Source organism: Pseudomonas paralactis, from assembly GCF_001439735.1.
Classification (GTDB): domain Bacteria; phylum Pseudomonadota; class Gammaproteobacteria; order Pseudomonadales; family Pseudomonadaceae; genus Aquipseudomonas; species Aquipseudomonas paralactis.
Genome location: NZ_JYLN01000005.1, coordinates 488721 through 514952, shown reverse-complemented (window position 1 = coordinate 514952; position 26232 = coordinate 488721). Strand labels below are relative to the sequence as shown.

Genomic DNA, 26232 nt, shown 5'->3' with positions numbered 1-26232 from the left:
CCCGTGCTAACGAACATTGACCCCTGGTCAGACCGTCGCGAATTGATGCCTGCGCTCCTACCGGCCCTTGAGGCCTTTTTGTAATGGGCAGATCGCGAGCTGATCCAATGTTGGCCAGAAGCTGTTTGGAGCTTCCTCGGATAGGCCTGATACATAGATGCAACCGGGTACCAATGTTTGAAAAGCGGGTTGACAGTGGGGGCGAGTCCATACATAGGAGCGAGCTCGCTCGCGAAAAACTCAAGGACGCCGCGTATATCCAGAATGGGCGCGTTATCGTTGACGGTCTTCGCAAGCAAGCTCGCTCCTACAAAGACCAGGTCGCAAGCTTTGTAGAAATGCCCAACAAACCCCACCCGCACTTGTGCATCGGACCGGCGTTATTGCCCAGGCCAACTGGCAGCATGGGCATTATAAAAACCGGAGAAAGCCCATCATGAAGATCATCATCGCTCCCGACTCGTTCAAGGACAGCCTCAGTGCCGCCGGTACGGCCCAGGCCATTGCCGAAGGGTTGGCCCAGGTCTGGCCGGATGCGCAGTTGATTGAATGTCCGATGGCCGATGGCGGTGAGGGCACCGTGGATGCAGTACTTGCCGCGTGCAATGGCCAGTTGCGCCGGCAAACAGTGCGAGGCCCATTGGGAGATGAAGTCGAGGCACGTTGGGGCTGGTTGGCCGACAGCCGTACGGCGATTATCGAGATGGCCGAGGCCAGTGGTTTGCAACTGGTCGCGCCAGGCCAGCGTGACGCGTGTTCGACAACCACGTATGGCACCGGTGAGTTGATCCGCGCCGCCCTGGAGGCGGGGGCGCAGCGCATTATCCTGGCGATTGGCGGCAGTGCTACCAACGACGGCGGGGCCGGTGCGATGCAGGCCCTGGGTGTGCAACTGTTTGATGCGCAGAGTCAGCCGCTGCCTGCCGGTGGTCTGGCCTTGTCATGCCTGTCGCGTATCAGCCTTGAATCGCTCGACCCACGCCTGGCGCAGGTGCGCTTTGAGATCGCGGCTGACGTCAATAATCCCCTGTGTGGTCCTCACGGCGCCTCGGCCATTTTCGGCCCACAAAAAGGTGCGAGCCCCCAGCAAGTGGCCCAACTGGACGCCGCCCTTGACCATTTCGCCGACCACTGCGCCCAGGTGCTGCCCAAGGATGTGCGCGACGAACCCGGCAGTGGCGCCGCCGGTGGCCTGGGCTTTGCCGCCAAGGCCTTCCTCGGTGCGCAATTTCGCCCTGGCGTGGAGGTGGTCGCCGAACTGGTTGGCCTCGAAGACGCCGTACGCGGCGCCGACCTGGTCATCACCGGCGAAGGCCGCTTCGACGCTCAGACGCTGCGCGGCAAGACCCCGTTCGGGGTGGCGCGCATCGCCAGTCAGCACGGCGTGCCGGTCATTGTGATCGCCGGCACCCTGGGCGACGGTTACGAGCAAATGTATGCCCAGGGTGTGGATGCGGCCTTTGCCTTGCCGTCGGGGCCGATGAGCCTGGAGCAAGCCTGCAGCGAGGCGCCGCGCCTGTTACGCGAGCGCGCGGCGGATATTGCGCGGGTGTGGCGCCTTGCGGCTAGTCGCTGACCCCCTGCGCCAATCGCTCCACCCACTGCTCCTGAAACGCTTGCAGCGCCGCGCCGGGTTGTTGCAACTGTACAAACTCCAGCATCGGGTCTTGCACCGCTGTGCGCACGCCGCTTAATTCCTCCAGGGTCGCCAACCCGCAAAACGGCACGTAGGCTTCGCTGTATCCGCCTTCATGCACCAGCACCAGGCGGCCCTGGCACAAACGCTCGGCTGCCTGGCGCAGGCTGCGGGTCATCAGCCGAAACGATTCGCTGTGCAGCAACATGCGCGCCAGTGGGTCGACGGCATTGGCGTCATAGCCGCAGGCGACAATGATCAGCTCTGGCTCGAAACGCTCAAGGGCAGGCACCACGATGCGTTCCATTGCATGCGCGTAGGTTGCGTGACCACTGCCCGGCGGCAGCGGGATATTGATGTTGGCGCCCAGGCCGGCACCACGGCCACGATCCTGGCCGCCGCTGTAGCCCGGCGGGTAGCAAGCGTCCTGATGCAGTGAAACCGTCAACACATCGGCACGTTCCTCAAAGATCGATTGCGTGCCGTTACCGTGGTGCACGTCCCAGTCGATCACGGCGACTTTGCCGAGCCCGTTGTGGGCCTTGGCGGCTTCGATGGCGATGGCAATGTTGGCGAGAAAGCAGAAACCCATGGCGCTGTCTGCCAGGCAGTGATGCCCCGGTGGCCGGGACAGCGAATAGGCGCTGTGTACCTGACCCTTGAGCACCGCATCCACGGCGGCGATAGTCAAGCCAGCCGAAAGCTTGGCGATCTCATAGCTGCCAGGGCCAATCGGTGCCTGCGGGCCAAGCTCGCCACCGCCGGCATCGCTCAGGGCCTTGAAACGTTGCAGGTAAGCGCTGCTGTGCACCCTCAGCAAGTCTGCGTCACTGGCCGGTGTTGCGCTGCGCAGGTGCAGATGGCGAGTGAGTCCAGATACATCCAACAGGCTTTTCAAGCGGCGCTTGGTCTCCGGGGATTCGGCATGACCGCTGCCGGCCGGCGGTTGTACCCAGCCGCCGACGGGTAATGTCAGCGCGTGAGCCCCTGCGCTGTGCCACAGGCTCATTTCATCGAAGAAAAATGCGGTGGTTCGGTTCATACCGGCTCCAGTTCGGTGGGGTGAGAGGGGCGGCTGGTGAGGATCATCACCAGGGACAGCAGGGTAATAAGAGCTGCGCTCAGCAGCAGCAGGGTGAACCCGCCGCTGGCCTCGATCAGGCGACCGGCAATCGCCGGGCCGATGGCCAGGCCACCGCCGATCACCAGGTTGGAGGCGTTCATAAGCTTGCCGCTGTGATCAAGATCGGCCAGGCAGGCCAGCACCAGTGGCAGGATGAAGGTCCAGGTAAACTTGAACAGCAGCGCCGCCAGGGCAAAGCGCAGCAGCGCGGGCTCGCCGAGTAAAAGCAGTACAGCCGCGGCCATCAGCGCATAGCCTGCGAGCAACAGCAGTGCTCGCGGCAGCCGCCCGCCGATCAGCGACGCGCTCGCGGCGCCGGCAATGCCCATGACGGTTGCGAGGGCGAGCACCTCGCCACTGTGTTGCGGGGAAATCCCGACACGGGCGCCCAAGGCACCGATAAAGGTCCAGACACCGCCCAGGCTGATGTAAAAGGCCAGCACCGCGCCGACCCCCAGCGCGGCTTTCCAGCGTGAGCCAGGCAACGAAGGGCCATGGCTTGCCTGTGCCTTGGCGCTGCCAGCGGGAAACGCTCGCGCCAGAGGCAGCAACAAGGTCATCAAACCCGCCAGGATCAGGTAGCACGCGTTCAGTCCAAACCGCTCGAACACGCCCGGCAGCACGATCAGCCCAAGGGCGCCGACGACGAGTTGGCCCATCACCCATAACCCGTAGACCCGGCTGGGATTGGCCGTGGTAGCGGCGCTGGCCAGGCAGAGGATCATCAATGAGCCGCCGGCCAGGGCGCTGGCACCGCGCAGCAGCAGTAACGCTGCATAGGTGTCGGCGCGCATCGACAACAGATTGGCGGCGATAAACAAAAGCGCGGCGACCAGGGCCGCAGTTCGCCAGTCAACGCGCTTGAGCCACCACCAGGCGGGCAGGGTCGCCAGGCTCATCGCGCCCAGCTCCACGGAAAACAAATCGCCAATGCGTGCCGGGCTCAGTTGCCATTGGCTGGCCAATTGCGCGGCCACGGCGGGCGCGGTCATCAGGATGGTGGGGGTGATGGCGGCAAACAGCACGATTGCCGCCAGCTGTGCTTTTGCCGCAGAGGGTTGTGTGGGCATGTTCAAGCTCCAGGAAAAGGGTTCAAAACACATGAACCAGGCGCAGCAACGCCTCGGTCCCGGCATAGCCGTTGGAGGTCGCGACGTTTTGCGTGAGGCTGACCATCAGTTGGTTCCGGCGGTCGAGCCAATGCCCGAGTTCCAGGCCCAATTGGGTGTAGCGTTTGTGGGTGTCGTCGATACGACGATTGTTGATGCGCAGGGCGCCGCCGTCCGCCTGGATCAGGCGTAGCGCGCCGTAAGTGGCAGCGCTGAAGTCATAGGATGCGAAGGCTTGCAGGCGATATAGCGGGGCTTGCTTGAGTTCGCCGCCAAAGTAATCGTCATTCTTGCCATAAAGCTGAGCTTCGAGGTTGGCTTCCAGCACCCAGTTATCGCCAATGCCCTGGGTGTAGTTGTAAACAAAGGTGGCGCCCCAGCGATTGGCGCCGGGGGACACATCCGGGTTTTGACTGTGGTACTCACCCACCGGCACAGTGATCAGGCTTAACAGGCCGCTGTAGGTGCGCGATGCCGGGTCGTTGATGAAAAACAGCGTGCCACCCACTTGTGGGTCGCCCAGGCCGCGCTCGCGGGTGCGCTGTTCGGCACCAGGCAAGCGCGCGGCAATGTCGGCAAATGGCAGGATGAACTGCGGCGTACACAGCGTGCCGCAGGCGTCGGTGAAATACACCTGACGGTAGGCCAGGGCGTTAACCTTGAGGTCGGCCTTGCCGCTGCTGTCGGCGGGCCCATGGAAATCGCCGGCACGGGTGGCGGGCAAATACACCACCCCCAGGCTGGTGCCTGGCGGTGCGCCAAAAAAGTCCCTGGCGTTAAGGTCGGCAGCCTGGCTGTCGAGGCTGAGCAACGTGCCTGCGAGCAGCATGGCAAGCTTGCGTAAACGTGAATGAATCATGGCAAGGCATCTCTTGTGAGGGGCAGCCTGAAAACGGGCAATAGTCGCCCGCGACCGTGAAAACGAGCGTGACAACGTCTTGGGTTGAAAGGGCGAGGATCAGTCGGGAGGGGCGTGCACCAAGTGCGCTATACGCGCCTTGTCGTTGACCCCAAGCTTGGTGTAAATGGCCCGCAGGTGGTGACGCACCGTGTTGGGCGAAAGGCCAAGGTCGCGGGCCACTTCCTTATAGGTCTTGCCCTCGCCAAACCCTTGGGCCACGTCATTTTCACGCGGGCTCAGTTGGGGCAGGGCACGGTTGATGCGCGCCGCCAGCAGCAATTGGTCGCCCACTGCCGAAACCTGGATATGGATGTGCTTGCCGGTATGGCCGCGTTCATCCAGCGGTACCGGCAGGGTCGGGCCGCTCCAGCGCGGCCATTCGCTGAGCAACAGGTCGATAAAGCCGCGCTCGGCGCAATGCAATACCCCTCGCCGGTCGCATACGGCCAGGGCGAGGTTGCGTGGGCTGGTCAGGGTTTCACGCATGGCCACCAGGGTGCGGATCTGGTTCGCTGACACTGCCGCGACCAGGTGCAGCATCAGATTGTTGAGCAGCAAGCAATCCTTTGGGGTGAACCTGGCCGCACCGGGTTTGCGGTAGAGCGTCAGGTGGTCGCTGAGGTGGGTTTGCGGGTCGATATGGATCACGCACAGCAATTGGCCCAGGCCGTGGCGCTGCCCCAGCCAATTCAAGGCGCTGCCGTTGGCCGGGTCGAGCATATCGATGATCACGGCCTGGCCGGGCGTTGCATGGACACGGCCGACGGTCACGTCCAGATGGCGGATCGACTGCCAGTCCGCCAGGTAGTGCGGCGGCAAATGGTACAGGTAGCTGTTGTGCTCCTCCGGCAAACCGTCAATCACCGCGGCGCGACCCCACCATGCGCTGTCGAATGCCAGCAATTGGCTCAGGCGCGCCAGGGCATGGTGCTGGAAGTGTTCGATGTCCTGATGCTGGGCCAGGCGCTGCAGGTCCAGGACCAGGGTACTGAAGGCCTGCAACAGGCCATGGGAATCAAGGCGACTCATGGGTGTTCCTCTGTGGGACTTTTTTTGTTGTTCTCGTCACAGGGTGAAGGCCGGACCTGGGGTCAGGGGGCAGGGCCTGGGTTGAGTATCAGCGTTGCCAGGTTGGATCGCCATCGTTCAGATGCAGGATGGCGCTGGTTGCTGCATAGGAAAAACCCAGGCTCGTAAGGCGCAAGGCTTTACCTCTACACTGAGCCGCCACGTGTATTTCAAAGGATGAAACGCTATGCACACACCTGAACCCCATATCGTGATTCAGCGCTTTACCGAGGCCCACCTTGAGGGCGTCACCGCGCTCTACAACGAACCGGCTGTCTGCCGTCAGGTGCTGCAAATGCCTTTCCAATCGGTAGAAGCCTGGCGCAAGCGTCTGGTGATGGATAACGAGCGGCGCTTGCAACTGGTTGCGGTGCATGGTGGCGAAGTGGTTGGCCAGTTGGGCCTGGAACAGTACCTGCGCGTGCGTCAGAGCCATGTTGGTTCGTTCGGCATGGGCGTGGCGACCGCCTGGCAGGGCAAGGGCGTCGGTTCACGGCTGTTGACGGCTGCGCTGGACGTCGCCGACCACTGGATGAACCTGCGGCGCGTGGAGCTCACGGTGTACGCCGACAACGAAGCCGCACAACATCTGTATCGCAAGTTCGGCTTCGAAGTGGAGGGGCGGATGCGCGATTACGCCCTGCGTGACGGTGTATTTGTCGACACCCTGAGCATGGCGCGCCTGCGCAAGTCGGCTTAGCGGGATTGAGGAAGTCCTGTTGTAGGAGCGAGCTTGCTCGCGAAAAACTCACAAGCGCCGCGTTCAATCAGGAAACACACGTTATCGTTGACGTTCTTCGCGAGCAAGCTCGCTCCTACAGAGGGCGAGACTGCGCCTTGATTGCCAGGTCAGATTTGGGAACTGTTATGCGTAGGAATACCACTGATACGCAGGTCACTGGTCTGCCGTCAGGCGAGTAGACAAATTCCAAGTTCCCATAGGACTACCTCATGAATATTGATCCGAACATTGCGTTGGCAAGGGCAAACGCCACCAGCGAGGCACACAGGGCTGTCGTCGAAATTGCTCATGCAGACGAGCGCGGCAATAAGAATAAATATCGCCAAGTTTCAGTGTCCATTGACCAAGTATTAGAAGGGTCAAAAGGGGCAGACGGATTTGCCGGTTCACTGGGTTCCGGGGACCCTGCGGAGGTGACGTATGAGTTCGCCAATCATCCCGAGACGGGTGGCACGGCCAGCCAGTTCACAGAAGCACAAAAAGGCGTGATCCGCGAGACCCTGAATAATTTCAGCGATGCCGCAAATATTCGGTTCAAAGAGTCGGTCAAGGCACAATCCCATCATATGCAGTTTAAGATTGATGGCAGTAGCTTCAAGTGGCAGGCCCCCTGGTATACGCCCGTGTCCGATGACGAGCCGGGCAGGGTGCAGGTATCGCTGAACCAGCGCCATGCCGATGACCTGGAAAAACCCAATAGTTTTGCGCGTCACATCATTGCAAAGGCCGTGGCCTTTAAATTAGGTCTTCCTGACCCAGCGTCTGCAGTATCAAGAAGCAACTACGCGGAAAACACGCAGGCTTACACGATAAGGAGTCCTTATCTGGAAAACCGCTCAGACCATCGCTTCAGTAAATCCCATGGTGAGGACACTCAGTATTCAAGTGCACCGATGATGGATGATATTGCAGTCATGCAAGACCGATTCGGTGCGAACCTTCAAACCCGAACGCAAGATACAACGTATGGCTTTAACTCAAATGCCGATCGTGACGTGTTCAAACTGGAGTCGAGCGACGACTTGCCAGTGTTTTGCGTGTGGGACGCCGATGGTAATGACACCTTCGATTTCTCCGCCTTCAAGCAAGATCAGGTTATCAACTTGAAATCGGGCAGCTTCTCTAATGTTGGGGGAGGCCTGGGCAACGTTTCGATCGCCAATGGCGTCACCATCGAACGGGCTATTGGCGGTGCTGGCAACGACATTTTAATTGGCAATGACGTCGGTAACGAACTGGAGGGCGGCGAGGGCGATGACATTTTGTATGTCAAGGCGAACTCGGGCTTTAACCGGCTGACAGGCGGGCCGGGTAAAAATACCTTCGTTATCGGTGCGAACGACTCATCCGCCAGCTTTCAAAACACAGCAATAACGGACTTTGTCAGCGGCAAGGATAAGTTGGATATCTCGGCCCTGCGCGCAGCCCACCCCCGGCTCACCGTTACCCGCGAATATCATCGCAGCCATAATCTCACCTTGTTGCGTTTCGATTTCGACGGCGACGGAAAAGAAGATTTCATGATGAGCATAAGTGGGCGGTTCTCGCGTTCCGACTTCGGCGCTTGACCTCGATCGCCCCATCCGTATGCGTTATTTGCCCCTTTATTCATCGCATACGCTGGCTGGCGCCGAGCGAAATGAGGTGCACTGCCCAAGTTTTGGCTATACCTACAACTCATTCTTACGATAATGGTCGCCAGGGAGTTCAATGATGAAGCTAAGGCTAATGGTCAGCGCGCTGTGCGTCGCCTCGCTCGGCATGGCCGGTTGCGCCAGCAAGGTGCCGCAACCGGATGAGTATTCAGGGTTTCTTTCCAACTACAGCCAGCTCAAGGAAGCCAAGTCACCGTCGGGGGCCGAGGTGATGCGTTGGGTCGATCCACAGTTGGACCTGAGCCGCTACACCGCGGTGTACATCGAGCCAACCCAGTTCTACCCCAAGCCCCAGGCCACCACCAGGATCCCTGACAGCACGCTGCGGGGCATTAACGAGTATTACAATCAGGCCCTCAGGCGTGAGCTGGCCAAGTCACTGCCCCTGGCCAACGCGCCCGGCCCTGGGGTGATTGTGGTTCGTGCGGCGATTACCGCCGTGAGCAGCAAGACGGAAGGCCTCAAACCCTATGAGTTTATCCCTGTAGCGCTGGTGGCCGCGGCAGTCAGCACCGGCACGGGTATCCGCGACCAGGAGACCACGCTGGGCACTGAGGCGCAGTTCCTCGATGGAGGCACGAACAAAGTGGTGGCCCAGGTGGTGCGCAAAGGCACCGGCAAGCCATTGGCCAATGACTCACAGGTGCTCAAGGCCGACGATGTGAAAATCGTGATTGATGGCTGGGCATCGGACCTGCATCAATCCTACGTGAAGCTCAAAAAACACTGAGCCTCGGCAGGCCCGTGGTGCTACTTCAGCGGTGTGAGCGGGGGCAGCTTCCATTGACCGTTACCCACCTCGGGCTTGGGCAGGTAAATACGCAGGACCGCGTAGAACGGACCGGGCGGAGCCGGCAGCCAATTGCTCTGCTCGGCCTTTGGGGGCTCGTGGTGTTGCAGCGCCAGGGTAATGCCACCGTCGGCGTCACGCTGGAGGGCCGGTAACATCCGCGAGTTGATCAGGTAGCGCTTCTTGTGGTTGGGCACCAGCATTTTGGTCTTGGCGTCGTACAGCGTCAGCGACCAGAACGCATCGGCCGGTGGCAACTGGTCCTTGGCAAAATGCACGGCGTAGCTGTGGCGTGCGCCGTTGGCCGGCTTACCCTCGCTGTCGACGAGGTAGGTCAAGTGCGCCGCTTCGTCGCTGGACTGCCCGAAGATGCCCTGCGCGGCACCGGCGTAGCGATACAGGTAGTTGTTTTGCAGGCGGTCGCGGCTACCGAACAGGTCACCCTGGGCAACTTGATGAGTATCGAGTTTGTCCTTCTTGAACGCGGCAAATTCGGCCCGGCCATCGGCAATGCCTTCTTCCAGGGCCTTGCGCTGCTCTGCTGTCAATTGGTTGACCTTAAACGGCGCACCCGGGGCGATACCGATTTTGGCGAAGCGCGCCAGCAGGTCTTTTTCGCTGTCCTGGGGCGCAGCGAAGGCCAGCATGAAGTTCAGGTAGCGAAACAGCTGCGGACCTTCGGTCATGGTCGCCGTCGGCTTGGGCCATTCGATCTTCGGCACCTTGGCCGGGGCAGGCTGCTTCACATAGCTGCTCAGGGGCTGCACTGTGTAGCCGCTCTGGATCTGCTTGACCTTGCCCAAATCCTTTTCATCGAACAGCTGCGTGCGGTACAGGGCGTAGGCAATGTTGCTTTCGCTGTAGACCACGCGGTCGATGTCCACCGGTTGCTGACCTTTCCAGTCAGGCCCGGCGATCATGTAGTGACCACCGTTGTTGCCCGTGCTGCGGGTGCCCAGGTAAGCAATGTTCTGGGCGTAGAGGTCGATCAACTGTACCGAGTAGTAGCGCTCGTCTTCTATCCGGGGCAGGGTCAGTATCAGGGGCTCTTTGCGCAGGTCCATCCATACGAACGAGTAGGGCGTGTCTGCGTTCGGGCTAGGAAGTGCGGTGTCCTTGGGAGTCAATACCTGCGCGGTATGAGCGATATGGTTGAACGGCGCCTTGAAGTGGGCGCCGCCCTTGTCGACGGCCTGGGTGTAGAGCGTCTTGTACATTTGCACCACCGGGAAGCCGTATAGGTACGCTTCCTTGGCGATCGCCCGGGCTTCACTGGGGCTGGCGGTGAAGTCAGCCCAGGCGCCGGTACTCATAAGTATCGAGAGGCTCGCCAACAGCAGGCGCGTCGGTTTTCCAATCATGTTGTTGCGTCCTTCCTGAGTTCTGTCTAAGAGCGTGGAGTGAAGGCGCAGAGTTTCCAGCTTTATTTGCTGAACGTCACGTTAATCCCTTCACCGCTCACCGGTGCCGACAGATAACTGCTGAGGACCAAGCGGGCTCACAACATGGATTTGACTTTGTCACGTAGCTGGTCGATGGAAAATGGCTTGCCGATCACCTGCATACCCTCCGGCACGTCTATATTTTCGGCATAGCCACTGGCAAACAGGATCGGCAGGGTGGGGCGCAGTTCGCGGACCCTGGTCGCCAGCGCCTTGCCATCCATGTCCGGCAGGCCGACATCGGTCATCATCAGGTCGATCACCTGGCTGGTGTTCTGCACCTGAGTGAGTGCCTGTTCGGCGTCAGCCGCCTCGATTACCTCGAACTCCAACTCTTCGAGTACATCGACGATCAGCATACGCACGATGGCGTCGTCTTCGACTACAAGGATGGTGGAGGTAGGGGGTACGGGCATAGGGGATATTCCTGAAAATAGAGAGCATACGGGGCTGCGGGATTGACTGACTGCTTACTAGTGAGTGTTGTGCTTCCTGGCAAGTTCCCACAAGGCGTGAGTATTGTGATCATTGTGCTAGGTAAAGTCTCTTGTGCGAGCAAAATTGCGGAAGGCGCTCGCTGAAAAAAAAGACGCGCCAATGAGCATCGGCGCGGCGTGGGTGGTTTTCTGATTACCGGCGACGAGTATTTCCTTGACCCTTATGACGAGATGGGGGCGTTGTATAGTGCTTCGACGTCTGCGGGTAGAACACTGTTCTTGATCGGCCATTCGCTATCATGATCAAAGACCTTGAACTCCAGAGCGTTGCGATCGACGGCATGGGTTTTATATTTAGGCCCCAGCTTTTTGTCATTAAATAGTCGTGCCAGGCCACTCTCCATCGCGTCTGCGCTTGAGAACGATGCATGCCCATAGTTAGGATCATAAAAATAAAACACCTTTTCGTCGCCGTTTACTTTGACCCCAGCAGCCATGGCATGGCCTGGCGAATCAATCATTAATGACTTTGAAGCGGTGGCGTCGCCCAATTCCTTCACCATCGTCTGATAGGTGACTTGACGGTGGGGTTTGCCGGCATAGAAGGAAGTTTGATTGCCCACTTGGTTCTGAAGTTTTTTCAGCCTCTCCATGAATCCGATCGAAGCGGGGTCCTTGGGAAACGCAGCAGCCTTATACATATTGCGAATCAGCTCCTGTTCCTTTCCATGCTCTACCGCGGTTGCCATCACGCGCGACAGTGCCGCGCATTGGCCATCAGACAGTTGCTTTGTCATGGTCAGGTAAATGACTTGTGGCATCGGCGTCACAGTACCAAAGCGTGGTTCTATGGTATCGATAAAACGAGCACTGCCTGCACGCCCCACTTCATAAGCAATGTCATCATATCGCCTGGTTAGAATGCCTACCTGCTCCGCAGTCAGGGTCTTGTCATTGGCCAGCTTCATCAAATCTTCAATTTTTGAAGATTTGGAAAGTCCGTTGATACGTTGGATATTTCCATGTTCGTACCCTGCCGCAAAAGCCTGCGCTCCGGGGCCTTTCCGATGACGGGCAACGGTTGCTTTCCAGTTATTGATAGTGGCGTCGTCAATTTTTTTGGTGTTGTCCTTCGCTGTCGCCCATTTGCCGAAATCGTCCGTATGCATGTGCGCGGAGGGTACAAAGTTCTCCAGAGGCGAGCCATAAGGTTGGCGGGTGGCGGGGTTGTAGGCATACCATTTATCACTGATGAGAACCGCTTGGTCTTCAAAAACAACGTTGTTATGTTTAAACGTGCCTATCGAGGTGGCGTCGAATCGTTTACTCGCTTCGACCAAATCGGGGCTCGCTTTTATGGCTCCCAGGCGCTTCAGGCCGGCGATTGCGGCTTTTTTTCCTCGTACTGCGAGGTTCCAGGTACCTATCGACAAGTCACCCAGCCCTCCCAACGGATTGAGTGTGCTGATCGTCGCCATGCCAATGGCTTTTGCCGCCCGCGCACCTTTAACCAAACGGGATGCCGTGGTGCCTGCGATCTTGAAGACCTTTCCTGCGGTTCCCACCCCGGCGGTAAGAAAGCCGAACAGGTCCAGCCCAAGATCCAGAGCGCCGGCCCCAATATTACCTGCACGGAAATTGTTGATCGCGGAACGAAACGGGATCAGGTCCAGCAAGAACTCGTTCACGGCATCGGCGCGGGTTTGATTTTTGTCCGCTGTCGTCTGGCCCAGTGCCTGTTGCTTGAGCGCCTTATCTTCGAAATTGATATGTTCAACGAATGCGTCTGCGATGAGCTGAACACGGCTTGATGCGAAGGTATCGCCAGGCGCTCCACTAGCAGGTGCCCGCTCAGGTTCGAGTAATGTGTCTGCGCCCGCCGGTTGAAACACTTTGGTTTCGTGGAGGAGATTCGCTTGCCGGTCATGTCTAGGTGCCGCTTTCCCTGCAGAAACCGCTTGGATAAGCCCAGCGTTGAAGTCGATTTTATATGCGCTCGTCACGCCGTCGCGTTCAATCTTGACGAGCAGCGACTCATTTCTGCCGTGATTTGTCGAACCGATGAAGCCTGTACCCAGCGTGCTGGAGTGTTGTTGATAAAAAGTGATGGCGCCAAATTGGAAGTTTTTTCGGTCCTCTACGGGCAATTGGGAGATCAGGTGTTTTATATAGATCTGGGTTCCCTGTTTTTTTTTCTCAATGATGGTCTTGAATTCTGATTCGAACGCATCGCGCACGCCAAAGCGATGATTAGCGTTCAACTGTGTCACCGGAATGCGCTGATCATCCGAGGTAAACACCAGGTTGGGAGCGCAGAGGTCCATCATGGCGATGTCCAACAGAGAATGAGGGCCTACTTCTACGGTGGAATACCGAACTCGCCCAACCGAGTCCGTCTCTTTACGGCTTACGTGAATCAGCCGCTCTTCAAATAGTGTTTCCAGCTCGGGGAAGCGCTCTTTAAGTACGGCCCGCGCCATTTCTTTGCGCGACGGGATGTCCATCTCGAAGGCCTCTGCCGCTACAGCCATCTCGGTTCTGCGCGCGTTGAAGGCAGTGACCAACGTGGCCAATTCGTCGGCGGTATACAGGTGATCATCTTTTTGATGAGCGCTGTCGCTGGGTAGACCATTGACTTTGCCCCAATCGATCAACGCTTCACGCTGAGCGATTCGGGTCACGTTCGGGTCCATCAAGCTTGCGCTCTCTGCCTCAAGCATGACCTGCGCAAAAGTCATGTTGAGGATTTTACCTGGCGTGCGGGCTTCGATGGTTGCGGCAGCGACCGCCAGGTCGACCCAGGCATGGCTGCCATATTTGATGCTGGCGGGGATGTCTTTGATCAGGTACACCGGGGCGCGGCCCGCCAATAGCAGGTAGGCACCCACCTTGGCCAATTCCGCGGTGGTTTTGCCTTTATCGATCAACCATTGGGTCAGGCCATCTATGACCACGGACGCGGGTTTGCCCCAATGGTCGCGACTGGCCAAATCGAAGCCGGCGATTTGATTGCGGTGTGGGGCAGTGATCGACTCCGGATCCAGCTGCAATGCGATGCCCGCCAGCAGATAGTCCGTCCCGCTGGTGTCGCTCAAAATGCCTTGCATTCGCTCTTGCAGGTCTTTACCCATCAGCTGTGCTTGCGGGGTACTGATCAATGCCTGCAGGATTTTGGCTGGTTCATCCCGAGGCCCCGCCGCAATGGATTGCTGATAGCGCAGGAACTCCAGTACTCCGCCTTTGGTTTGCGCCACCAATGGCTTGTCGCCTAAAGCGTGCTCTTGATTGAGGGTGATAGCGCGCAGTCGGCGTTGTTCATCCGTGCTCAAGGGGACCGGCCAGGACAACGCGCCTCCCAGGTTGCCGAAGGAGCTCTCCATGGAGCGGTTGGTCACAGAAAAAGCGAGGCCTGTGAGGTGGAAATAGCTACTGGGCAAAGGCAATCCCAAGATTTTTTTAATGAAGGTCTCAAGGGTCACACTGTCACCCGCTTCATCGGCATAGGAAGACTCAGGGTGAATATCCAGTGGGGTACTGCCCAGTGCGGCCAGTACCACCTGAGGCGTCGCCTCTTTACCGAACTGGCTCGCAATCTGCTGGAGCTTCTGACCCAGTGACTTCAAATTTTCTTTGTCTGCCAGATCGGCGGCCAAGCCGGTTTTGCGTTGAGGTGGCGGGCTGACGGGGGCAGGGGAGTTCGGGGCGCTCGATTGAGCCTGGGTGGCGTGGAGTGCTTGTGTTGTTTCAGGGAATGGAATGACAGTTGATACAACGGGAAAAGCACGTTGTTCGATATTGTTCAGCATGATGGATAAACCTTTCAGGGTAGGAAATGCGCCCTCCTGGTGGAGCCTCCTTGTCCCGAGACGCTATCCTGAGTGGTAAGCTCCGTAGGTAGGTTCCGATACGTCCTACTCCCGAATGTGAGAAATAACGTCAATAACTGAATGTAAAATACGTAACGGCGTGGCGTATTTTTTGCTGGAGGACAACATTTCTACGGTATTGCGGCCTTAGAAAAATAGCGTTCAAGCGCCACTTTGGGGCAAACTCCCGGGTTTTCCGCACTTGGCCAAGGCATGCCCATGACTCCCGCGTCGTCCGTCGATGAAAAGAGCTTCCGTACCCTGTTGAGCCGGAACGTGGCCCTGCCTTTGGGCGTGGGCGTGCTCAGCGCAGTGTTTTTCGTCTGCCTGATTACCTATTTGCTCTCGGTGATCCAGTGGGTGGAGCACACCGATCGGGTCATCAACAACCTCAATGAGACGTCCAAGCTGACGGTTGACCTGGAAACCGGTATGCGCGGCTTTCTGATCACCGGCGATGAACATTTCCTCGACCCCTATGAGGTGGCCAAGCCGCGAATCATTGCCGACCTGCGCAATTTGCGGGAACTGGTGGCGGACAACCCTCAGCAGGTCGACCGCCTCAAACGCCTGGAAGCCCTGCAGAGCGAGTGGAACAAGTACGCCCAGTCGATGATTGATATGCAGCGCCAAAACGGTGACTACCGCGGCGCCGTCAAGGCTGGCCGAGGCAAACGTCTGACGGATGAGATCCGCCGGGAGTACGAAGACGCGGTGGCGATGGAGCAGCAGTTTCGCATCACCCGTAACCAGGAGGTCACCCGTACGACGGTGATCAGCGTCACCCTGTATTTGGTGTTCGTCCTGGGCTTGAGCGGTTTTCTTGCTTATGCAGGAAGAAAGAATTTAGTTTCACTTTCAGATAGTTACAGCGCAAACCTCGCGTCACAACAGAAGATTGCACGGCGCCTTGAACGGCAAGCCTGGCTGCGCAATGGCCAGACCGAACTGGCTGAACAGGTGCTCGGCCAACTGACCCTGAACATGTTGGGTCGCAATATCCTGCAGTTCTTCGCCCAATACATGGGCTCCGCCGTGGGCGCGCTGTACGTGCGCGAAGAACACGGCGGCCTCAAGCGCGTGGCCACTTATGGCTTCTCCCGCGAGCAAGAGCAGCAGGAACAGTCGATCTATAACGACGAAGGCATCGTTGGGCAGGCCGCCCAACTGGATCGCCTGATTCGTCTGGACGATGTGCCGGTGGATTACTTCAAAGTCAGCTCCGGTCTGGGCGAGGGCGCTACCCGTAGCGTAATGGTCATGCCGACCAGCGATGAGGACCGCGTCAACGGCGTGGTTGAGCTGGGCTTCCTGCGTGCGCTGGATGAGCGCGATGTCGAACTGCTGGAACTGATTGCCGGCAATATCGGCACGTCCATCGAAGCCGCCCGCTATCGCCAGCGCTTGCAGGAAGTGCTGGCCGAAACCCAGCAGCTCAACGAAGAGCTGCAAGTGCAGCAGGAAGAGCTCAAGACCGCCAACGAAGAACTCGAAGAGCAGTCACGCATCCTCAAGGAATCCCAGGCCCACCTGGAGACTCAACAGGCCGAGCTTGAGCAGACCAACGAGCAGCTTGCCGAACAAACCCAGACCCTGGCCGAGCAGCGCGACGCCATGGACCGCAAGAACGTCGAGCTGAACCAGGCCCAGTTGGAGCTGGAAGACCGTGCCGATGAGTTGCAACGCTCCAGCAAGTACAAGTCCGAGTTCCTCGCCAACATGTCCCACGAGCTGCGCACCCCGCTGAACAGCTCGTTGATTCTGGCCAAGCTGCTGGCAGAGAACCCGCAGGAAAACCTCAGTGCCGAGCAGGTCAAGTTTGCCGAGTCGATCTATTCTGCCGGCAATGACTTGCTCAACCTGATCAACGACATCCTGGACATTTCCAAGGTTGAAGCCGGCAAGCTGGAAGTGCGCCCGGAAAACTCCAGTGTGGTGCGCCTTGTCGACGGCCTGCGGGGGATGTTCGAGCCGCTGGCGGCGGATCGCAAGCTGGGCTTTGCGGTGGACGTGCAGCAGGGCGCGCCGACCTTGCTGTTCACCGATCGCCAGCGCCTGGAGCAGATCCTCAAGAACCTGTTGTCCAACGCCATCAAGTTCACCGAACAGGGCGAGGTCAGCCTGACCGTCTCCCGGGCGCCAGGGGAGGGCATTGCCTTTACTGTGCGCGACTCCGGCATCGGTATCGCCCTGGACCAGCAGGAAAGTATCTTCGAAGCCTTCCGCCAGGCCGATGGCACCACCAATCGCCGTTATGGCGGTACCGGCCTGGGCCTGTCGATTTCCCGCGACCTGGCGGCGTTGCTGGGCGGTTACATCAGCGTGACCAGCGAGCCGGGCAAGGGCAGTATTTTCACCCTGGTGTTGCCCGAGCAATATGTGGAACGCGAGGAAGACGCACAGACCGTCGAGCCACCGCGCCAAGCCGTGGTCGCACCGATCCCTGCGCCAGTGAGGATTTCGCCACAGCCGGTTGCCGACGCCCAACTGATCCCACGCTTTGCCGATGACCGTGAAAAAGCGCCGTTCAGCACCCGCTGCATCCTGGTAGTGGAAGACGAGCCCAACTTTGCGCGCATCCTGTACGACCTGGCCCATGAGCTGGGCTACCACTGCCTGGTCGCCCATGGGGCCGACGAAGGCTACAGCCTCGCCGAGGAATACATCCCGGACGCGATTCTGCTGGACATGCGCCTGCCGGATCATTCCGGGCTGACCGTGCTGCAGCGTCTCAAAGAGCACGCCAACACCCGCCACATCCCTGTACACGTGATTTCCGTGGAAGACCGCGTCGAAGCCGCGATGCACATGGGCGCCATCGGCTATGCGGTCAAACCCACCACCCGTGAAGAACTCAAGGACGTGTTCGCCCGTCTGGAAGCCAAGCTGACTCAGAAGGTCAAGCGCGTGCTGCTGGTGGAGGACGATGACCTGCAACGCGACAGCATCGCCCGCTTGATCGGCGACGATGATATTGAAATCACCGCCGTAGGCTTTGCCCAGGAAGCTCTCGACCTGCTGCGCAACAATATCTACGACTGTATGATCATCGACCTCAAGCTGCCGGACATGCTCGGCAATGAGTTGCTCAAGCGCATGGCCACCGAAGATATCTGCTCGTTCCCGCCGGTGATCGTCTACACCGGGCGCAACCTGACCCGCGATGAAGAGGCTGAACTGCGCAAGTATTCACGCTCGATCATCATCAAGGGCGCACGCTCACCTGAACGCCTGCTGGATGAAGTCACACTCTTTCTGCACAAAGTCGAATCCCAGCTGTCCCATGACCGCCAGAAGATGCTCAAGACCGCCCGCAGCCGCGACAAGGTCTTCGAGGGGCGCAAGATCCTGCTGGTGGACGACGATGTACGCAATATCTTCGCCCTGACCAGCGCGCTGGAGCACAAGGGCGCCGTGGTGGTGATCGGGCGTAACGGACGCGAAGCGATCGACAAACTCAACGAAGTCGAGGATGTCGACCTGGTATTGATGGACGTGATGATGCCGGAGATGGACGGTTACGAGGCCACGGCCTTGATCCGCCAGGACCCGCGCTGGAAAAAACTGCCGATCATTGCAGTGACGGCCAAGGCCATGAAAGACGATCAGGAGCGCTGCCTGGCGGCCGGCTCCAACGATTACCTGGCCAAGCCGATTGACCTGGACCGTCTGTTCTCGCTGATTCGCGTATGGCTACCGAAGATGGAACGTATTTAAGTGGAGCAGTGTTTTTTGGACAAAAGCAGCGACATTGAGCTGCGCCTGTTGATTGAGGCGATTTACCTCAAGTACAGCTACGACTTTCGTGACTACTCCGGTGCGTCGGTCAAACGGCGCGTGGCCCACGCCTTGCGCCAGTTCGACTGCGCGACCATCTCGGCGCTGCAGGAGCGGGTGCTGCACGACCCGGCGGCGTTCATGCAGCTGCTGCAATTTCTGACCATCCCGGTGAGCGAGATGTTTCGCGACCCGTCGCACTTCCTGGCCATCCGTCAGGAAGTGGTGCCACTGCTCAAGACCTACCCGTCGATCAAGATTTGGATCGCCGGCTGCAGCACGGGCGAGGAGGTATACTCCATGGCCATCCTGCTGCGTGAAGAGGGGTTGCTTGAACGCACGATAATCTACGCCACGGACATCAACCCGACATCGCTGGAGAAAGCCAAGCAGGGCATCTTCTCCCTTGAGAACGTGCGCGCCTACACCGCCAATTATCAGCAGGCCGGTGGGCAACGTTCATTTGCCGACTATTACACCGCAGCTTACGATTACGCGATCTTCGACAAGACGCTACGCGAGAACGTGACCTTCGCCGACCACAGCCTGGCGACCGACAGTGTTTTCTCAGAAACACAATTAATTTCATGTCGTAATGTATTGATTTATTTCAATAAAAAATTGCAGGATCGCGCATTCGGATTGTTTCATGAGTCGCTGTGTCATCGCGGCTTTCTCGTGCTGGGCAGCAAGGAAACCCTGGATTTTTCCGCCTACAGCAAGCAATTCGAACCCTTGGTCAAACAGGAACGGATCTACCGTAAATCATGAGCGAGGCGCATGAACCTCCGATTCGTGGAATTGAAGCCATCGTCGTCGGCGCTTCCGCCGGTGGCGTCGAGGCGTTGCTGAGCATTTTCGGTCAACTGCCTGGCACTTTCGGCCTGCCGATCATCGCCGTGTTGCACCTGCCGGATGAGCGTCGCAGCCAACTGGCGGAGGTCTTCGCGCGGCGCCTGAACATTCCGGTCAAGGAAGCTCAGGACAAGGAAGCAGTGGAGGCGGGCACCTTGTATTTTGCCGGGCCTGGCTATCACCTCTCGGTGGAGCACGACCGCAGCCTGTCCCTTAGCCAGGAGGATCGCGTGCACCACTCCCGGCCTGCCATCGACTTCCTGTTCGACTCTGCCGCCGATGTGTATGGGCCGCGCCTGCTGGCGATCCTGCTGACCGGCGCCAACCAGGACGGCGCGCTGGGGCTGGCCCACGTCAAACAATCAGGGGGCACCACCGTGGTACAAGACCCTGCCGAAGCCCGGATCGCCGTGATGCCTCTGGCGGCCCTGGCCTTGCACACACCCGACCATATTCTTTCCTTGGGCCGTATCGGCTCATTGCTGGCTTCCCTGGAACCCTTCCCATGTTAAGTACTGTCCAGGCCAAACTGCTGATCGTCGACGATCTGCCGGAAAACCTGCTGGCCCTTGAAGCGCTGATCAAGCGCGAGGATCGCCAGGTCTTCAAGGCATTGAGTGCCGACGAAGCGTTGTCCCTGTTGCTGGAACATGAATTCGCCATGGCGATTCTCGACGTGCAGATGCCCGGCATGAACGGTTTCGAGCTGGCCGAACTAATGCGCGGTACCGAAAAGACCAAAAACATCCCGATTGTGTTCGTCAGCGCCGCCGGCCGCGAACTCAACTACGCCTTCAAGGGTTATGAGAGCGGGGCCGTTGATTTCCTGCACAAACCGCTGGATATCCACGCGGTCAAGAGCAAGGTCAATGTGTTCGTCGACCTGTACCGCCAGAGCAAGGCGATGAAACTGCAAGTCGAGGAACTGGAGCGCAGCCGCCGCGAGCAGGAACTGTTGCTCACGCGCCTGCAGGCTACCCAGGCCGAGCTGGAGCAGGCGGTGCGTATGCGTGACGACTTCATGTCGATTGTCGCCCACGAAGTGCGTACGCCTCTGAACGGGCTGATTCTGGAAACGCAACTGCGCAAGATGCACTTGGCCCGCGACAACGCCGCCGCATTTACCCTGGACAAGATGCACGCCATGGTCGACCGCGACGAGCGGCAGATCAAAAGCCTGATCCGCCTGATCGAGGACATGCTCGACGTGTCGCGCATCCGCACCGGCAAGCTGTCCATCCGCCCGGCGCGTTTTGACCTGACGCGGCTGGTGCGCGACCTGGTGCACAACTTCGAGCCACAGGTCGTCGCTGCCGAATCGTCAATGCAACTGGTGACCCAAGAGACCGTGGAAGGTAACTGGGATGAATTCCGTATCGAGCAGGTGATTACCAATTTGTTGACCAATGCGCTGCGCTACGGGGCCAAAAGCCCCGTGAATGTGCGGGTGTATACCGAGCATGGTGAGGCGCGCGTGGAAGTGCGCGACCGTGGCATTGGTATCAGCGAAGAGAACCAGAAACGTATTTTCCAGCAGTTCGAGCGGGTTTCGGCTAACCATGCCGCCGCCGGACTGGGCCTGGGGTTGTTTATCTCCGAGCAGATTGTTGCGGCCCATGGCGGCACCATTGAGGTCGAGAGCCAGATAGGCGAGGGCGCCCTGTTTCGCGTGTGCCTGCCCCTTGAGGCGGCTGCGTGAAATCAATCGTCAGCCCGACGCAACCTCTGCGTGACCCCATGGTCGTAACTGCAGCAATTGACCGGACAAAGGCTTCCCATGAGTGAAGATGCGCAAGATGTCGTACTGATCGTCGAGGACGACGAATCCATTATGTTTGTGCTGGGTGAATACCTGGCTGGCCTGGGTTATCGGGTCTTGAAGGCGATCAATGGGGAGCAGGCCTTTGAAATCCTCGCGACCAAGCCGCACCTGGACCTGATGGTCACCGATTACCGCCTGCCTGGCGGGATTTCCGGGGTGCAGATTGCCGAGCCGGCGCTGAAACTGCGACCGGAATTGAAAGTGATCTTTATCAGCGGCTATCCGCAGGAAATTCTCGACTGTAACAGCCCGATCACGCGCAATGCGCCGATTCTGGCCAAGCCGTTTGATCTGGATACGCTGCAGGAGCATATCCAGCGGTTGCTGGCTTGAAATGAGCGACGCCATGTAGGGGCGTCGCGCATTTTATCCAATCAAGAGTGGGCCTTGCGAACATTTGCGTTCAGTTTACTCGCAGGCGTGTAAGCATATTGCCAGCCGACGTTGGCGCCGACGCCGTCGATGAAGTCTTGAAGACCTTTGTGGTTGCCATCACTGAGTTTATAGACGGTCATTCCGCCGCTGATCTGTGGAGGATTGCCACTCTTGATCATCGCCAAGTCCAGGTCCGGGCTATTGGTATTGAAAAGAAATAACTCATTATTACTGGCTTTTTGTATATACACCGTATGAGCGAAATCTCCCCCTTCATTTGCGTATTTGAAGTTAATAAGCCCCGACTCGGTAATGTCGGCAGGGTTGAAAGTGGTCTTCAGGTTGTCGGGCTTGATGTCCATGAGTTCAAGATAACCGGCTGAGTAGTTGCTGGCGCTTTTGCGATTTGTGGCGGCTAGAACGGTATCGTATACCTGAGGCGAAAGAGTTTTTTCAGCTTGCCCCACGCGCATGGATGCTTCGTAACATATCAATCCCTGATTTTCGGGGTTCGCGTGCAGTTTCTCCCAGTTGAATTTCAACTGTTCGTTTGTAACGCTGCGTGGCAGACCTGAAGGTATCAGTGGTACGTCGTATAAACCTTTGACATCAGCGCCGAACACACTGTTTTTTTGAACCCAGGCATCATCATGTTCAAAGACCTTGAACTCCAGATTATTCCTGTCAAGGCTGTGGGTTTTATATTGAGCGTTGAGTTTTTTATCATGGAAAAGTCGAGTCAGGCCACCCTCCATTGCTTCGGCGGTCGAAAAGTTTGCCAGGCCGAAATTGGGGTCATAAAACCAAAATACCTTTTCACCGTCCTTCACCTTGACCCCGGCCGTCATCGCATGGCCTGGCGAGTCGATCATTAACGACTTTTGAGCGGGGGAGTCACTCAACTCTTTTATCATATCTTTATAGGAAAGCTGCCTAGGTGTTTTTCCGGCATGGAAAGCGGTTTGTCCGCCCACTTGGTTCTGAAGCTTTCTCAATGTTTGAGTAAATGCTCGGGAGGCCGGGTCTGTGGGAAACGCCGCCGCGGTGTAGAGGTTTTTGATGAACTCAGCTTCCTTTCCATGCTCCATGGCGGTTGCCATTATTCTGGACAGCGCAGCGCACTGTCCGTCAGACAACTGTAATGTCTGAGTCAGATAGACGACTTGTGGCAGCGGGATCACGGTACCGAAGCGAGGCTCTATATTGTCAATGAACCGCGCCGAACCGGAGCGTCCAAACCTGTACGCAATGTCATCGTATTTTCTTGCGATAATGCCGACTTGCTCAGCAGTGAGCGTGCTGTCGCCAGCCAACTTCATAATGTCTTCTATTTTATTGGCTTTATCCAGGCCAGGCACTTTGTTAGACGCGCCGATAGAGTAACCATTATCAAACTCCGCCGTTCCCCGATGCTTTGTAACGCTGCCTTTCCACTTATTGACTATCTCATCGCTTATTTTTTTTCCGGGGTCGGCCGCACTCGCCCATCGACCAAATTCTTCCACGTTTATTCGTGCAGAGGGCAAGAAGTCCTTGAGGGGAAGCCCGTAGGGTTGCCGGGTAGCTGTATCAATCGCATACCACTTTCCGTTCTTCTGCGCAGCGACAGTTTCAACGAGTTCTCCATGAATTTTAGCGGTTCCTATCGCGCCGGAATCAAAACCTTTCAACGCTTTTATCACATTATAAGCTTCTGGCGTTGTCCACTTTGCGACTTGACGGGCGGCTAATTTGACCAGGTTTTTTCCGGCAGTCGCGACGCCATTCGCCAGCGTACCAATGCCGTCCAGCGGATTGAGTGCACCGATGGCACCACGACCGAAAATCCTGGCGCCATGCTTGAAGTACTTGAATGCGGATGATCCCACTTTCAGAGCCTTGACCCCCTTGGCGGCTGCGCCAAAGGCAACGAAAAAACCGAACACATCAAGGGCAAGGTCAGCAATACCTTCGCCCACTTTGCCCTGCGCGAAGTTATTGACCGCAGAGTAAAAAGGAACAAGGTTCAGGAAAAACTCACCTACTTTTTTATTGGTCGATACTTCAGTGTCGAACGTCGTCATGCCTTGGGCCATCTCTTTGTATGACGGGATGTCGGAAATTTTCAACTTCGCATCCGCGATGTAGCGTGTTCGCTCGCTGAAGAAACTCCTGGGTGTCCTGGCGTCATCTTTTTCATCAAGTAGTTTGTCGGTGTAGTTACCGGGAGGGTCAAGGGGTGCTAGAAGATAAAACGAATCGCCGAGTTGCATCCCTCTTGGAATAGGCGCTCTGGTTTTGGGGGGAAGGGGGGCAATTTTAATGTCATTCAGGTCATCGCGCTTTGTAATAGTATTTTCATACCAGTTTATTTCATAAGTGCATGTATTTTCATCGAGCTTGCTATGCAAAAAAATCCTGCCCGGCGCCTGCTCAAAGCTGTTTAGATTGCCTGTAGTAGCGCTTCGATAAACTTTAAAGTATTGACCCACCGTAAGCTGCCCATATTCAATCATTTTTCGGTCAGCCAAGGGGAGCGATGAAATTAAATGTTTAGTTTGCGCACTGATTGCTGCTTCATGGCCATCAACGTAAGCGGAAAACTCACGCTCAAATTCAGTTTTTAGGTCTGATAATGACGAGGTTTCTGTACTCAATCTCACCCGAATGGCGGGCAGGCTGATTTTGATATTGCTTGAGCGCCACTGTATATCGCTGGGTTTGAGCCTGTCTGTCAGGTACAAATCCAACACCGAATAAGGGCCAGGTGAGTCATACCGGGCAGTATCGCGGGTTATGCATTTATCCTGAAGATCATCCAGAGATAGATTCGGCATAAGCGACTGCAACTGTTTCAGCGCTTTTTCATGAAACTTTGGCATCTGCGTTGCAAAAGCCGTGGAGGCTGCGCTCAACTCAGCCACTTGCTCGTTGAATGCGTTGCGTACCTCATCCATCTTTGCGTCTGTATATATGTCATCGTCGCTGGCATCCAAGATACCGTTTACGACGCCCCAGTCTTTCAGAGCCTCATTCTGCGCCAACTGTTCAGTGAGCCTGTCTTCAGGATAAAGCGGGATTTGTTCAGCGCGGGTCATAACCTGTGCAAAGGTCATCTTGCTCGTGGAGCCGGGAGCCTGAGCTTCGATACGGGCCACCGCAGTGCTGAAACTGACCCAGGTGTGCGAGCCAAATTTCACTTCCTCAGGTATTTCTTTAACCAGGAGCGCCGGCGCCTTGCGAGACAACAGCACAAACACAGCGAGAGGAGCGGTTCGGACCGTGGCTTTTCCTACACGAATCAAGTGATCACTCAGGGCGCCTCGTAGGGCGGATGCACTTTTACCCCCGAGGTAGGGGCTGGCCAAGTCGAATCCAGCGACCTTGGTTCTCGTTGAGGCGGGCGGGTTCGTGAACACGCTTTCGCTGTCCAAGGAAGTTTGAAGCGCGGCAAGCATCCACTCCATGAGAGAGTCAGGCGAAGCTATTTCGCCCAGTTCTGACCTTGCTCTCATGCCCAAAACCCGTGGTTTGGTGGACTTGAGAATGTCGTTAAGTACTTGATGAGGATCATCATTGAGGGTGCCGGCCTCCCAATGAACGTTACGGGTCCAATGAGCGAGCAAGTGGTCGTCTTGCTCATCTTTCAAATCATGGCGTATTACAGAATGAAGCTTGCGCTGATCTTCGTTGCTTAACAGCGTTGGCCAGGAAAGCGCACCGCCCAGATCTCCTAGAGCAGGCTTTACCGCAGGTACACTTAGCAATGCTTTGGCCACTCCCATGAGCTGGTCATAGTTGGTGGGTAGCTCTATACCTTGATCTTCCATAAATCGGTGCAGACTTACGGTCGCCCCTGGCATCAGGTTGTGTTCTCGAAAATAGGATGAGGCGGGATCGACAGTAAATACGGTGTTTTTCAATGCCTCCTGCTGGTCCGAGCCAAAAGGTTGTGCGCGCTCTTCGGCAGTGCCATAGGGCATTACGGAGTTCGATAGCCTTCCCAGCTTCGCAACAAGGCTGGCTGTTATTTGACCACTCACAGCCCTGCGATTATTCAAGTCACCCAATTGAGTCTGTTGCAGACTCAGGCTCTCCCTGAAAGGGCTATGCAAATCGGCTGGTTCGAAAGGGGGCCCTTCCAGCACTTGTTCAGCATACGCGTTCAAGATGTCCTTCTGAGCGGGCTTGGGAGTGGCGCGATCAATGGGCACATGCTTGTGGTAAAAAAAAGCGATGTCTTGCACTTGGGCGGTATCACTTTTCCCTACCGTAACAACCCCGCCGTAGGGCGTGAGCGCTTTGGCAGCACTGATGAGCAGAGGCCAGCCAGGAAAGTCATAGACACTAACAGCGCCGCCCGCCGAGTCGGAAATGAGGGTGCCGTCGCGGGCATTGATCTTGAGGGGGAAGGATAGGTCAATGCCCTTATCGACTGACCACTCCAGCATTGCGCGGCTTTGAATAATGTTATGTAGATGCCTTCGCCATTGCCCGAACGAAGAGTCCGGCGGAATGTTTTCAATGTTTAGCTTTTTATAATCCAGATTATGTTTGTCAATGATCGGATTTTTCAGCGCATTGGCATACATCCTCGTCAAGGCCCTGTCGCCCGCTGCCTGAGGTGTTTCATCAGAGGGTTCCCTGACTACAGG

Annotated in this window: 17 protein-coding genes; 9 read left to right on the top strand and 8 right to left on the bottom strand. The window is 57.4% G+C overall.

All coding sequences use genetic code 11. The features are described 5' to 3' along the window. Positions 1-436: 436 nt before the first annotated feature. Entirely contained in the window at positions 437-1576 is a 1140-nt protein-coding gene (locus TX23_RS16260) for a glycerate kinase (RefSeq protein WP_057703073.1), read from the top strand. On the opposite strand, the gene TX23_RS16255 is transcribed toward TX23_RS16260, so the two are convergent. From TX23_RS16255 to TX23_RS16240, 4 genes are all read right to left on the bottom strand, one after another. Continuing rightward, positions 1566-2678: a class II histone deacetylase gene (locus tag TX23_RS16255; RefSeq protein WP_057703072.1), complete on the bottom strand. Its 1113-nt coding sequence runs from the start codon at positions 2676-2678 to the stop codon at positions 1566-1568. The two genes, TX23_RS16260 and TX23_RS16255, sit on opposite strands and share 11 nt — an antisense overlap. Next, positions 2675-3829, bottom strand: a complete 1155-nt coding sequence (locus TX23_RS16250) for an MFS transporter (protein ID WP_057703071.1) — start codon at positions 3827-3829, stop codon at positions 2675-2677. The genes TX23_RS16255 and TX23_RS16250 overlap by 4 nt, the downstream gene beginning before the upstream one ends. A gap of 22 nt (positions 3830-3851) precedes the next feature. Next, the gene (locus tag TX23_RS16245; protein WP_057703070.1) at positions 3852-4727 is read right to left on the bottom strand and encodes a transporter; all 876 of its coding nucleotides are present in this window, start codon (positions 4725-4727) and stop codon (positions 3852-3854) included. Between the two features lie 99 nt (positions 4728-4826). After that, on the bottom strand, positions 4827-5798 hold the full coding sequence (locus tag TX23_RS16240; RefSeq protein ID WP_057703069.1) for a helix-turn-helix transcriptional regulator: 972 nt from the start codon (positions 5796-5798) through the stop codon (positions 4827-4829). Between the two features lie 226 nt (positions 5799-6024). Here TX23_RS16240 and TX23_RS16235 point away from each other — a divergent pair, with 226 nt between their 5' ends. The 3 genes from TX23_RS16235 to TX23_RS16225 all read left to right on the top strand — a co-directional run bounded on the left by TX23_RS16235 (position 6025) and on the right by TX23_RS16225 (position 8964). Beyond that, positions 6025-6537, top strand: coding sequence for a GNAT family N-acetyltransferase (locus TX23_RS16235; protein ID WP_057703068.1), 513 nt, complete (start codon positions 6025-6027; stop codon positions 6535-6537). Between the two features lie 251 nt (positions 6538-6788). Beyond that, a complete protein-coding gene (locus TX23_RS16230) occupies positions 6789-8147 on the top strand; it encodes a M10 family metallopeptidase C-terminal domain-containing protein (protein ID WP_057703067.1) in 1359 nt (452 codons plus the stop codon). A gap of 145 nt (positions 8148-8292) precedes the next feature. After that, entirely contained in the window at positions 8293-8964 is a 672-nt protein-coding gene (locus tag TX23_RS16225; protein WP_057703066.1) for a DUF3313 domain-containing protein, read from the top strand. A gap of 20 nt (positions 8965-8984) precedes the next feature. On the opposite strand, the gene TX23_RS16220 is transcribed toward TX23_RS16225, so the two are convergent. The 3 genes from TX23_RS16220 to TX23_RS16210 form a co-directional block, all read right to left on the bottom strand. Further along, entirely contained in the window at positions 8985-10385 is a 1401-nt protein-coding gene (locus TX23_RS16220) for a DUF1254 domain-containing protein (RefSeq protein WP_057703065.1), read from the bottom strand. A gap of 137 nt (positions 10386-10522) precedes the next feature. After that, positions 10523-10882, bottom strand: coding sequence for a response regulator (locus tag TX23_RS16215; RefSeq protein ID WP_057703064.1), 360 nt, complete (start codon positions 10880-10882; stop codon positions 10523-10525). A gap of 242 nt (positions 10883-11124) precedes the next feature. After that, positions 11125-14709: a YopT-type cysteine protease domain-containing protein gene (locus TX23_RS16210; protein WP_057703063.1), complete on the bottom strand. Its 3585-nt coding sequence runs from the start codon at positions 14707-14709 to the stop codon at positions 11125-11127. A 279-nt stretch (positions 14710-14988) separates the two neighbouring features. Between TX23_RS16210 and TX23_RS16205 the strand changes: the two genes are divergently transcribed. The 5 genes from TX23_RS16205 to TX23_RS16185 all read left to right on the top strand — a co-directional run bounded on the left by TX23_RS16205 (position 14989) and on the right by TX23_RS16185 (position 21556). Further along, complete coding sequence (locus TX23_RS16205; RefSeq protein WP_057703062.1) at positions 14989-18486, top strand: response regulator; 3498 nt, start codon at positions 14989-14991, stop codon at positions 18484-18486. Next, positions 18487-19317 (top strand): CheR family methyltransferase, encoded by an 831-nt coding sequence (locus tag TX23_RS16200; protein ID WP_186560003.1) that lies wholly within the window; start codon positions 18487-18489, stop codon positions 19315-19317. After that, complete coding sequence (locus TX23_RS16195) at positions 19314-19913, top strand: chemotaxis protein CheB (RefSeq protein ID WP_057703061.1); 600 nt, start codon at positions 19314-19316, stop codon at positions 19911-19913. The genes TX23_RS16200 and TX23_RS16195 overlap by 4 nt, the downstream gene beginning before the upstream one ends. Beyond that, on the top strand, positions 19907-21100 hold the full coding sequence (locus TX23_RS16190; protein WP_057703060.1) for a hybrid sensor histidine kinase/response regulator: 1194 nt from the start codon (positions 19907-19909) through the stop codon (positions 21098-21100). Before TX23_RS16195 ends, TX23_RS16190 begins: the two co-directional genes overlap by 7 nt. Before the next feature lie 78 nt (positions 21101-21178). Beyond that, complete coding sequence (locus TX23_RS16185) at positions 21179-21556, top strand: response regulator (protein ID WP_057703059.1); 378 nt, start codon at positions 21179-21181, stop codon at positions 21554-21556. Positions 21557-21597: 41 nt separating this feature from the next. On the opposite strand, the gene TX23_RS16180 is transcribed toward TX23_RS16185, so the two are convergent. After that, the gene (locus TX23_RS16180; protein WP_157243923.1) at positions 21598-26169 is read right to left on the bottom strand and encodes a hypothetical protein; all 4572 of its coding nucleotides are present in this window, start codon (positions 26167-26169) and stop codon (positions 21598-21600) included. Between the last annotated feature and the right edge of the window lie 63 nt (positions 26170-26232).